This is a genomic window from Caballeronia sp. LZ029, assembly GCF_031451275.1.
Lineage (GTDB): Bacteria > Pseudomonadota > Gammaproteobacteria > Burkholderiales > Burkholderiaceae > Caballeronia > Caballeronia jiangsuensis.
This window is the reverse complement of sequence record NZ_JARUXO010000065.1, coordinates 1-335: the sequence shown is the minus strand read 5'-3', so window position 1 is coordinate 335 and position 335 is coordinate 1. Positions and strand designations below refer to the sequence as shown.

The following is a 335-nucleotide window of genomic DNA, read 5'->3' as shown; positions in this document are numbered from 1 at the left end:
GCTCAATAATGCGGTGAAAAATTTGTAAGAAATCGGTGCCGGCTCGCAGAAGGCGTCTTTCGAGCTCTCTGCAAGCCGGACCGGTGTCAATTCGACAACGACAGATACGGCGAGCTGAACGCCTGCGGCGGGAACACGGGCTGTACGCCGCCGCGATTCGAGAAGGTATAGCGCACGTACACGGCCGCGAGCCACTCGCGATACTGATACGCGTTGCCGAACGAGGCCGTCGCGCCAACCGCCAGTTGCGGCGCGAGCTGATATTCACCGGTCGCGCTGAGCGAATAGGACACGCCCGTCTTGCTCTGGCCGGGATAGACGGCGTTCGCATCGGG

Annotated in this window: 1 protein-coding gene; it reads right to left on the bottom strand. The window is 61.5% G+C overall.

What is annotated here, in order from left to right; translation table 11 throughout:
- Positions 1–86 precede the first annotated feature (86 nt).
- Positions 87–335 (bottom strand): cellulose synthase subunit BcsC-related outer membrane protein (locus QCE73_RS34065; RefSeq protein ID WP_309885344.1); only part of this gene is annotated, 249 nt, incomplete at its 5' end.